Genomic DNA, 9,192 nt, shown 5'->3' on the forward strand with positions numbered 1-9,192 from the left:
GAGTTAAGATTTAAATCTTAACTCATGATTGTCAATATAAACTGCATTTAAATTTTAAAATACAACTCATTAAAAACTAATTTTATTTAGGATTTATTAATAAAATCATAAAAATTATATGATAATAAAATTAAAATATCACTTATAAGCCATAGAGTTTTGTAACACAATAAGGCCATTTTAGAAACTTTCTTGCATATATATTAAAAATCATCGTATAAGTAAATTAAAATTTAGTTATAATAATAGATTAATAAAAATTATAGCCCAAGGAAAATATATGGCAACTGATATGAATGAAATTTTACTTCGAAGTGTTGAAGTTTTACCTCCTTTGCCTGATACTATAAATAAACTAAGAAAATATATCAACGAATCGGGTTCTAATGTAAAAATTGATGAAATTGCTAATATTATTTCAAGTGATCCTTTAATGACTGCTAAGCTTTTACGCTTGGCTAATTCTCCCTTTTATGGTTTTTCAAGAGAAATCACCTCTTTGGCTCAAGTTGTCTCTCTTTTGGGTATAGGTAATATCGTTAATACTATCATGGCAGATTCAATTAGAGATAGTTTTAAAATCGATGTATCACCTTATGGATTAAGCACGACAGAATTTGTAAATAAATGCAGCGAGGAAACTTCTTTTATCATGGATTGGTTGGGCAATGAGGATAAAAAGCTATCGCATTTACTAGTGCCTTGTTCTATGCTTTTAAGACTTGGTATTGTAGTTTTTTCTAATTTTCTTATTCAAAATAAAAAAGATGCCGAGTTCTTAGCTAGATTGGAAAAAAATAATTTTAGTGATTTATCTATGGTAGAGAATGAATTTTTAGGTGTTGATCATATTTCATTCTTAGGATTTTTGCTTTATCGTTGGAAATTTGATGATATGCTAGTTGAAACTATTTGTTTTGCTCGCTCTCCGCACGCAGCTAGAAATGAGGTTAAAAAATCAGCTTACGCTCTTTCAGTTGTTGATCATCTTTTTACACCTCATAATAATTTTTCTTCTTTTAATATCAAGGCTTCTATCGCTTTGATTAATGAGGCTCGAAGTCAAGGGATTGATTTTAATCTTGATAATTTTATTTCAAAACTTCCAAAAGAAGCTAAAGAAAACCTAATAAAAGAAGGTTAAATTGTTTATTTTATTAAATTAATGAAAAGTATCATTTTACCTCCTAATGAATTTTTAGATCATTATGTTTTAAACGCGGAATTTCATCGTTTAGCTGGAATTTCAAAAAATGCTTATAAATTTTGGAAAAAAGTAGAAATTGGTAGATATCAAGGGACTCGTATTATTTTTTTACACAAGAATTCCATTTTAGAAAAACATCGAGAAGTTTTAAAACAATGTAGCGATTTAAGTGGTTTTGTGCTAGCAAGTGCTTTTTGTTCTTTTACGGGATTAGCTCCATCGCATCTTGTAAAAAAAAATAATTCTTCAATCTATAAACTTTTAGATTTAAAAGAAATTCATGGTATTAAATTTGTAAATTTAAAAAAATTTTATGATTTTTTAGGGCTAAATTATTATCAGCATATTTACATAGAAAAATGCCATTTTTTTAGCCCCACGCCTTTTGAAAAGCGTATAAAAATCACTGAGAGTATGTGCGTTGGGTATTATTAAGATATCTAAAAATAAAAGCTGATAATAAAGCCAATAAAACGATTAAAAACATATAATAACCCAAAGAAAAACGCCACGCATTATCTAAATTTGCAAATGCAAATTTATGCAATAAAAGTGTAAGTTGAGGGGTTATACCTCCTGCAATGGCATAGGCGATATTATAAGAAAAAGAAAGTCCTGAAAATTTAATCTTTGCTTCAAAAGCTTCATTCATTATTAAAGGACAAAAATTCATCACTCCACCAAAAAGACAAGCTAGCAAGTAAAAAATACTGACTAGAGTTATATCGGCATTTGTATTGTAAAGAAAGTGAAAATAAAACGCACAAGCTAAGCCAAAAAACAAGGAAAAAATAATACTAGATTTAAAAATACCTATTTTATCAGCTAAAATTCCACTTATAATACAACCCAAAGAAATAAAGAAAATTCCACCCATTTGTAAATAAGTTTGGAAATTGGTATCAAATTGTAAAATTTCTGCCATATATTTTGGGATAAATAAAATCATTACAATAATACAACCTGTTAAAACCCAAGTGATTAGCATAGAGATAAGAACACCTGCTTTTGCTCTTTTAAATACTTCTTTAAGTGGAAATTTTTCTAAAACATTTTCTTTTCTCATTTGCTCAAAAACAGGAGTTTCACTTAAAAATTTTCTAAGATATATTGAAATAAGTCCAAAAATTCCACCTAAAAAGAAAGGAACTCTCCAAGCCCATTCGTATAATTCTTCTTGAGTGTAAATTTTGTGCATCAATAAAAATACTATACTTCCAAGTAAAATTCCACCCACCACAGAAGCTGTTAAAAAGCCTATATAAGTTCTTCTTTGTCCTTGCGGTGAATGCTCATATACAAAAATCCAAGCACCGGGTAATTCTCCTCCTATGGAAATACCTTGAGCTATTCTTATAAGCATTAAAAATACTACACAAAGATAACCAATACTTTCATAAGAAGGGATAAAGGCCAGTGCAAAAGTTGGTATTACCATAAGCAAAATACTTAGCATAAACATTTTTTTGCGCCCAAATTTATCGCCAAAATGTGCCATCACTATACCGCCCAGCGGTCTTACTACATAAGCTGCTGCAAATATGCCATAGGTATTAAAAAGTTGCCAAAAAGGGCTTAAATTTTCAGGGAAGAAGTTTTTTGAAATATAACTTGAAAAGAATGCAAAGATAATAAAATCATAAAATTCCAAGGTTCCACCTAAAGATGAAAGTCCTAGCGTTTTTATATCTTTTTTACTAAGAATTTTTCTCATTTTTAATCCATTTCATAAAAATCATCATCATTTGCTTCATCATCAAAGTCATAATCATCATCATCATAATTATAGGATTTGTGATGATTGTGAGCATACTCATCCTCTTCACCTTCATAATCATCAAATTCTAAATTTTCATCATCATAAGCCATTATTTACTCCTTGATAAACAAAATAAAATCTAATTTTAGCTTAAATTTGATTGCTTTTGCTATAATTTTTTATATTTTTTAAAAAAGGTTGATTATGGAATTGACTCATTTAGATGAAAACAACCGCCCTAAAATGGTAGATGTAAGCCAAAAAGATATAAGTAAAAGAGTGGCTACAGCAAGCGGTATGATCAGTATGAGCGAAGAAGCTTTTAAGGCTATAAAAAACAATACTGCTAAAAAAGGCCCCGTACTTCAAACTGCTGTTATAGCAGCTATCATGGGTGCTAAAAAAACAAGTGAAATTATCCCTATGTGTCATCCTTTGATGATTTCTAAGGTTGAGACAGATATAGTTGAATTTCCTAAAGATTATACTTTTAAACTTATAGTAACGGTAAAATGTGAGGGTAAAACAGGGGTAGAAATGGAAGCTTTAAGCGGCGTTAGCATAGGACTTTTAACTATCTATGATATGATTAAAGCCATCGATAAAACAATGAAAATAAGTGAAATTGTACTTGAAAGCAAAGAAGGGGGTAAAAGTGGTAAATTTGTGCGATCTTAAACAAGAGCCTATTGTTAATTATCCTACTTTTTGGGATTATAAGGTGATTTTTGAAGCGCATGTTCATGCAGGAGCTTTGTTTGAAGAGCTTTTGGGACAAAGAGATTTTAAATACAAACATTCTAATGCAAGTTCTAGTGGAAAATATCAAAGTTTTTTACTCAGTGTTTATGTAGATAGCAAAAAGGATCGTTTGGATATTTTTGAAAAATTAAAAGCTAAAGCCAAATTTGTGCTTTAAGAAAGAGGGATTAAATGAAAAATACTTTGATTATATTTGAGAATTCTTTATCCAATCTCAAAAAAGATGAAGTGAAAGACTTGCTTGAGGATTTAAGTTTTAATCTTGCGTATAAGCAAATTTCACAAGATCCACACAGCACTAAAAAGATTTTAAATTCACTTTTGGTTGAGTTTTTAACCATTTTGAAAAAACTTGATTTATTTGATGATGAAAATGTTGCAAAAGTTATCAAAGCTTTGGTAAAAGCTAGTGTAGGAGATGCTCAAAATGTCCTTTATGAATACATCAGCGAGGCAGAATTATTAAACAAACAAATCGAAAATCAAAAGAATTTAATTAAAAATCAAATCAGTGATAATTTCCTTGAATTTGAAAATATCTTACAAGAATGTTCTTTTTGCGATGAATTTAGCAGCGGATTAAATGATGCGATTTTATTTGATATAGAAATGCTTGGAATTTTAAAAGAAACTGCTGAAAGTGCTTTTTTAACTACTCTTGAAAAAGCTGAAGATATAGAACTTACTAGCAGTGAAATTGCCAAAAGTCTTGTTTATAATGCTATTTGCGAGGCACATTTTGAAAAAGAGCGTATTTTAAAAATTTCAAGTATTATTTTAAATACAGCTTTTGAGATAGCAAATGAATCTATAGCTTATGCTAAAGATCTTTGTCTTGGTGCGATTAAAGGGACTAGAGATGGAATTTCTTTAGCTATGGAAAAATTTAAAACCACACTTGCTTACGCAAAATTCGAAGAAGATGTGAGTTTAAAAAGTAAAGAGTTAATAGGCATAGAAGATGATTTTATCGCACTTTTAAAAAGAGAAATTAAAGAACAAAAAAATCCATCAAAGGATATAGTTGAAAATTTATTAGAGCATGAGCTTGATAATCTTTTTGCTAAATTCAAACGCCTTGCTGTTGAGAGTAGGGAGCAATTGCTTTTGGTTTTAAATGATATCAAGAAAAACCCAAAAATCAATGATTTTAATAGACTAACTCAAAGAAAATTGCATCGCTTTAAGCAAGAAATTCTTGAGCTTGAGAAAGTAGCAGGGGAAAAATACAAAGAATTAAATTCAAAAAAAGCTAAAAAGTTAGGCGTAAGACTTTGGGAAAGGGCAAAAAAACTCATTAAAAAATAATATCCCATTTTGGGATATTAAATATCTATTTCTATGCCTACAGGTGCGTGATCTGAACCAAAAATATCATCTCTTATGAAAGCATTTTTCAGCTTGTCTTTTAAACCTGTTGAAATGAAAAAATAATCGATTCTCCAGCCCACATTTCTTTCTCTTGCCTTCATTCTATAACTCCACCACGAGTATTTTTCTTTGATATCGCCATTGATCTCTCTAAAAGTATCAATAAAACCAAGTTTTAGCAAATCATCAATCCAAGCTCTTTCTATCGGTAAAAATCCCGAGGTATTGGCATTTGCCTTTGGATGGGTAAGATCGATTTCTTTGTGTGCGGTATTGACATCACCACAAATGATAATTTCAAAGCCATCCTTTAAAAGTTTTTCTAAATACACCAAAAATTTCGCATAAAATTTCATCTTAAAGCTTAAACGCTCTTCATCTTTTTGTCCATTTGGAAAATAGATATTAAAAAGTGCTATGTTTTTAAAACGATGTTCTAAAACTCTGCCTTCTTCATCATCAAAAAATTCACATTTTTTAACTTCACTATCAAAATTGCAAAGGCTCATAACACCCGAGTATCCAGCCCTTTTGGCAGAATTAGAATATATATGCTTAAAAGGGTATTCATAAATTTTTTTAGGAAATTTATCTTCATGTGCTTTAATTTCTTGAAAACCTATAAAATCAATATTTTCTTTTATTATCCAATCAAGCGCATTTTTATCACAAATAGCTCTTAAGCCATTGACATTCCATGAAAGTAGTTTCATCAGTTAATCCTTAAATTTTTGAAATAAAAATAATATCATAATTAATAAAAAATATTACTAATGGTTAGTTTTTTCTTTCTAAACTTTGCTTTTTAGTTATTTTTAAGGGGAGAATATGTTTAAATTTAAACTTTCTTGGTTTGGATTTGTACTTTTTAATTCCATACTCATTACACTTTTAAATTTTAATTTACATTCATTTGTTTATGAAAAATTATCCCAAAATTTACTGCTTACTTTAGTTTTTATCGTAGCTTATTTTGGTTTGGTTCATATGATTTTTTCACTTATTTTTGTAAAATATTTAACTAAAATATTGTCTATATTTTTTATTTTATCATCCTGTACCAGTCTTTATTTTATCACTTTTTATGGAGTTTTAATTGATTCAGATATGATACAAAATGTTATGCAAACTGACATAAAAGAAGTGAAAGATTTGCTAAGTTGGCGTTTGGTTTTATTGGCTATTGTCGTCTTGCTTTTTTGTGTTTTTATTTTAAGAATTCGTATTGAAAATAATACAGAGCAAGGTTTCTTTAAAAAGATACGGGTTAGAGTTTTAAGTGCTTTGTTGGGTTGTTCTATCTTTTTAATCGCCTTTGTGCCTTTAAGTAAAACCTTTATACCTTTTTTTAGAACTTACAATGAAATAAGAATGTATAATGTTCCTTTTTATCAAATTTATGCCGTATATCGCTATTGTGTTCGTTTTGTAAAAGTTAAGCCAGAATTTAAAACTATAGCTAATGATGCTTATAGAGAAAACAATCACACTAAAAAACTTTTAGTTTTGGTAGTGGGTGAAACCGCTAGAGCGGCAAATTACTCTTTGGGTGGATATGCTAAAAATGATACCAATTTTTATACCAAAAAAGATAATGTAGTATTTTTTGATAATTTTTCTTCATGCGGCACTGCTACAGCGGTGAGTCTGCCTTGTATGTTTTCTCTTTCAAAGCGTCAAAACTATTCAAGTAGTGAATATCAAGAAAATGTTATGGATATCTTGCAAAAAACAGGCGTAAAAGCTTCTTGGATAGACAATAACTCAGGCGGATGTAAGGGAGTTTGCGATAGATTATCTGACAAGCAGCAACTTTCTAGCGATTGGGATGAGAATTTATTGCCATTTTTAAAAGAAAGACTAGGAAATTTAGATACTCAAAATATCATAGTTCTTCATTTACAAGGCTCTCATGGACCAGCTTATTATAAGCGTTATCCAAGCGAATTTAAAAAATTTATCCCAACTTGTGATACTAATGAACTTTCAAAATGTGATAGTGAAGCTTTAATCAATACTTATGATAATACTTTGCTTTATACGGATTATCTTTTAAGTGAGATTATCAAACTTTTAAAAGAAAAAAAAGATTATGAGAGTTCTTTAATATACCTTTCAGATCATGGAGAAAGTTTGGGTGAAAATGGAATTTATTTACACGGAATGCCTTATGCTATAGCGCCAAGCTATCAAACTCATATCCCTGTCATTTTTTGGAGCAATGATAAAAAACTCATGATGACAGCTCAAAATCATAAAGGCTTAAAACTTTCTCAAGATAATCTTTTCAGCACACTTTTGGGTTATTTTGATGTTAAAACCATGGTTTATGAGTCAGATTATGATTTATTAAATCAAACCTTAAAGGCCAATTAATGAAACCAAAATATCATCTTTTAAACAATGCACGATATGCTCTAGAAGGAATTCTAGCCCTGCTTAAAAATGAAATGGCTTTTCGGCTAGAGCTTTGTGTGATTATCCCCGCTATCGTTTTTAGCTTTTTTTTAGATGTAAGCTTTTTGGAGCATTTGTTTTTAATCACTGTTTTAATTCTCATCTTAATCACTGAAGCTTTAAATTCAGCTATTGAAGCTTGTGTGGATTTGATTACAAATGAATGGCATGAAAAAGCTAAAGTTGCTAAAGATTGTGCAAGTGCGGCAGTATTTTTTAGTGTGTGTTTAGCACTTTTTATTTGGGGATTTATCTTAGGAAAATTATGGCTGTAAAAATTGAAAATTTAATGAGAGAAATTTTAGGTAAAAAACGCTTTGAGCTGCTTCAATTTTTATGTGAAAATGCGGATGAAAATGGTTTTGTGATGATAAAAATAAGCGAGCTTGAAGCAAGATTAAATCAAAGCAAACCTACCATCATCGCCACTTTTAAATTTTTAGAAGAAAAAAAGCTTTTTAAAAAGTTGAAAAATGGATTTTATCAACTTTGCATCCCTTGTGATTAGAAAATAAATTTTTATTTTAAGTATTCTTTATCTTAGAACCACTTTTTATTATTATTTTTAGCTTTATAGGATAAAATTTGCTGATTGATTTAGGAGAAAAAATGACACTTAAAAACCCACTAGATATGCATTTGCATTTAAGAGATAAAAACATGCTAAGCTTGGTTGCACCTTTTAGTGCTAAAGATTTTCGTGCGGGTGTGATTATGCCAAATTTAGTTCCACCGCTTTGTGATTTAGAGAGTTTAAAATCTTATAAAACGCGTATAATAAATGCTTGTGAAAATGAGAATTTCACTCCTTTAATGACTCTTTTTTTTAAAAATTATGATGAAAAATTTCTTGAAAGTGCTAAGGATGAAATTTTTGGTATCAAGCTTTATCCTGCGGGCATCACCACAAATTCAAAAGGTGGGGTTTCAAGTTTTGATATAGAGAATTTAAAACCCACTTTAGAAGCGATGAGTGATTTACAAATTCCACTTTTGGTACATGGAGAAACCAATGATTTTGTGATGGATAGGGAAAGCAATTTTGCTAAAATCTATGAAAATTTAGCTAAAAATTTTCCGCGTCTTAAGATTGTTATGGAGCATATTACGACTCAAACCTTATGTGAACTTTTGAAAGATTATGAAAATTTATATGCAACCATTACTTTACATCATTTAATCATCACTTTAGATGATGTTATCGGTGGAAAAATGCAGCCCCATCTTTTTTGCAAGCCTATAGCAAAGCATTATAAAGATAAAGAAGCACTTTGTGAGCTTGCTTTTGGTGGATATGAAAAAGTGATGTTCGGAAGCGATAGCGCGCCACATCCTAAGCATGAAAAAGAATGTTGCGGTTGTGCAGCGGGTGTATTTAGTGCGAGTGTAGCACTTTGTGTTTTGGCTGATCTTTTTAGTAAAAATTCAAATGAAGTTAATTTGCAAAAGTTTATTTCGGATAATGCTTGTAAAGTGCATAATTTAACCTTTGAAAAAGAAAAAATCATTGTTTTAGAAAATCAAGAATGGCAAGTTCCAAACGAATATAAAAACGAGAATGAAAAAGTAGTTCCTTTTATGGCGGGGGAAAGTTTAAAATTTAGAGTAAAATAAAAACTAGTTTTAAAACTAGTTT

Annotated in this window: 11 protein-coding genes and 1 pseudogene; 9 read left to right on the forward strand and 3 right to left on the reverse strand. The window is 29.7% G+C overall.

Translation table 11 applies throughout. The annotated features are described in order from the left end of the window. Window positions 1-280: 280 nt before the first annotated feature. A complete protein-coding gene (gene cheP, locus CCO88_RS08510) occupies window positions 281-1,144 on the forward strand; it encodes a cheVAW transcriptional regulator CheP (RefSeq protein WP_002782711.1) in 864 nt (287 codons plus the stop codon). Between the two features lie 21 nt (window positions 1,145-1,165). Then, on the forward strand, window positions 1,166-1,642 hold the full coding sequence (gene cheQ, locus CCO88_RS08515; RefSeq protein ID WP_002782712.1) for a cheVAW transcriptional regulator CheQ: 477 nt from the start codon (window positions 1,166-1,168) through the stop codon (window positions 1,640-1,642). On the opposite strand, the gene CCO88_RS08520 is transcribed toward cheQ, so the two are convergent. Both CCO88_RS08520 and CCO88_RS08525 read right to left on the reverse strand, forming a co-directional pair. After that, a complete protein-coding gene (locus tag CCO88_RS08520) occupies window positions 1,611-2,921 on the reverse strand; it encodes an MFS transporter (RefSeq protein ID WP_002778004.1) in 1,311 nt (436 codons plus the stop codon). The genes cheQ and CCO88_RS08520 overlap by 32 nt on opposite strands. A 2-nt stretch (window positions 2,922-2,923) precedes the next feature. Then, window positions 2,924-3,076, reverse strand: a complete 153-nt coding sequence (locus CCO88_RS08525; protein WP_002786643.1) for a highly acidic protein — start codon at window positions 3,074-3,076, stop codon at window positions 2,924-2,926. A 94-nt stretch (window positions 3,077-3,170) separates the two neighbouring features. On the opposite strand from CCO88_RS08525, the gene moaC reads away from it, so the two are divergent. The 3 genes and pseudogenes from moaC to CCO88_RS08540 all read left to right on the forward strand — a co-directional run bounded on the left by moaC (window position 3,171) and on the right by CCO88_RS08540 (window position 5,036). Then, on the forward strand, window positions 3,171-3,644 hold the full coding sequence (gene moaC / locus CCO88_RS08530; protein WP_002782713.1) for a cyclic pyranopterin monophosphate synthase MoaC: 474 nt from the start codon (window positions 3,171-3,173) through the stop codon (window positions 3,642-3,644). After that, the gene (locus tag CCO88_RS08535) at window positions 3,622-3,885 is read left to right on the forward strand and encodes an HP0495 family protein (RefSeq protein WP_002778007.1); all 264 of its coding nucleotides are present in this window, start codon (window positions 3,622-3,624) and stop codon (window positions 3,883-3,885) included. The genes moaC and CCO88_RS08535 overlap by 23 nt, the downstream gene beginning before the upstream one ends. Further along, window positions 3,875-5,036, forward strand: a pseudogene (locus CCO88_RS08540) (hypothetical protein). Before CCO88_RS08535 ends, CCO88_RS08540 begins: the two are co-directional and overlap by 11 nt. A 17-nt stretch (window positions 5,037-5,053) precedes the next feature. Here the strand turns inward: CCO88_RS08540 and CCO88_RS08545 are convergent. Next, window positions 5,054-5,812, reverse strand: a complete 759-nt coding sequence (locus CCO88_RS08545; RefSeq protein WP_002799644.1) for an exodeoxyribonuclease III — start codon at window positions 5,810-5,812, stop codon at window positions 5,054-5,056. Between the two features lie 115 nt (window positions 5,813-5,927). On the opposite strand from CCO88_RS08545, the gene CCO88_RS08550 reads away from it, so the two are divergent. The 4 genes from CCO88_RS08550 to pyrC all read left to right on the forward strand — a co-directional run bounded on the left by CCO88_RS08550 (window position 5,928) and on the right by pyrC (window position 9,170). Next, a complete protein-coding gene (locus CCO88_RS08550; RefSeq protein WP_002799645.1) occupies window positions 5,928-7,475 on the forward strand; it encodes a phosphoethanolamine transferase in 1,548 nt (515 codons plus the stop codon). Continuing rightward, window positions 7,475-7,831: a diacylglycerol kinase gene (locus tag CCO88_RS08555; RefSeq protein ID WP_002778018.1), complete on the forward strand. Its 357-nt coding sequence runs from the start codon at window positions 7,475-7,477 to the stop codon at window positions 7,829-7,831. Before CCO88_RS08550 ends, CCO88_RS08555 begins: the two co-directional genes overlap by 1 nt. Beyond that, window positions 7,822-8,064, forward strand: a complete 243-nt coding sequence (locus tag CCO88_RS08560) for a replication/maintenance protein RepL (protein ID WP_002778019.1) — start codon at window positions 7,822-7,824, stop codon at window positions 8,062-8,064. Before CCO88_RS08555 ends, CCO88_RS08560 begins: the two co-directional genes overlap by 10 nt. Window positions 8,065-8,165: 101 nt before the next feature. Next, window positions 8,166-9,170 (forward strand): dihydroorotase, encoded by a 1,005-nt coding sequence (pyrC, locus tag CCO88_RS08565; RefSeq protein ID WP_002814321.1) that lies wholly within the window; start codon window positions 8,166-8,168, stop codon window positions 9,168-9,170. Window positions 9,171-9,192: the final 22 nt, after the last annotated feature.

Origin of the sequence: Campylobacter coli LMG 9860 (assembly GCF_000254135.1) — a bacterium.
In the GTDB taxonomy this organism is placed as follows: domain Bacteria; phylum Campylobacterota; class Campylobacteria; order Campylobacterales; family Campylobacteraceae; genus Campylobacter_D; species Campylobacter_D coli.

Coding starts and splice junctions, on each gene's coding strand:
- cheQ (WP_002782712.1), top strand. CDS start 1,166: ATGAAAAGTATCATTTTACCTCCTAATGAATTTTTAGATCATTATGTT.
- moaC (WP_002782713.1), top strand. CDS start 3,171: ATGGAATTGACTCATTTAGATGAAAACAACCGCCCTAAAATGGTAGAT.
- CCO88_RS08525 (WP_002786643.1), bottom strand. CDS start 3,076: ATGGCTTATGATGATGAAAATTTAGAATTTGATGATTATGAAGGTGAA.
- CCO88_RS08555 (WP_002778018.1), top strand. CDS start 7,475: ATGAAACCAAAATATCATCTTTTAAACAATGCACGATATGCTCTAGAA.
- CCO88_RS08560 (WP_002778019.1), top strand. CDS start 7,822: ATGGCTGTAAAAATTGAAAATTTAATGAGAGAAATTTTAGGTAAAAAA.
- pyrC (WP_002814321.1), top strand. CDS start 8,166: ATGACACTTAAAAACCCACTAGATATGCATTTGCATTTAAGAGATAAA.
- CCO88_RS08550 (WP_002799645.1), top strand. CDS start 5,928: ATGTTTAAATTTAAACTTTCTTGGTTTGGATTTGTACTTTTTAATTCC.
- CCO88_RS08520 (WP_002778004.1), bottom strand. CDS start 2,921: ATGAGAAAAATTCTTAGTAAAAAAGATATAAAAACGCTAGGACTTTCA.
- CCO88_RS08545 (WP_002799644.1), bottom strand. CDS start 5,812: ATGAAACTACTTTCATGGAATGTCAATGGCTTAAGAGCTATTTGTGAT.
- cheP (WP_002782711.1), top strand. CDS start 281: ATGGCAACTGATATGAATGAAATTTTACTTCGAAGTGTTGAAGTTTTA.